1 protein-coding gene is annotated in these 311 nt (G+C 49.5%); it reads left to right on the top strand.

Translation table 11 applies throughout. The annotated features are described in order from the left end of the window. The coding region (locus tag PZH32_RS12445; RefSeq protein ID WP_275208558.1) for a hypothetical protein at positions 1–311 on the top strand (311 nt) is incomplete at both ends.

The raw sequence follows: 311 nt of genomic DNA, 5'->3' as shown, positions 1-311 counted from the left end.
ATGGAGGAAGAGCCTGCTGCCCCAAACCGGATTGCCATCATTTTTACAGATGCAAGTCCCAATGATGACCGGAAGATTCCCGCCAGTCTGGAACATGGATTTGCTCTGAGCCGTGACTACTCCGGCAATGCTGCTGTCAAAGATGTTGCCACAGAAGTCCGGGCATTAAAAAAAGATGGCATCCAGGTCATGGCCATCTTAAATGGAAATTTCGGAGATACGAAAGCTGCCCGTGAAATCTTTGGAAAAGATTTTACCCGCATCGAGCGTCCTGCTCAGCTTGCCAGTGCTGTTGGACGGCTTCTTATCTC

It is taken from the genome of Adlercreutzia equolifaciens (assembly GCF_029076695.1).
Taxonomy (GTDB): domain Bacteria; phylum Actinomycetota; class Coriobacteriia; order Coriobacteriales; family Eggerthellaceae; genus Adlercreutzia; species Adlercreutzia equolifaciens_A.
The sequence above is the reverse complement of the archived record's forward strand: the minus strand, read 5'-3'. Positions and strand labels throughout refer to the sequence as shown.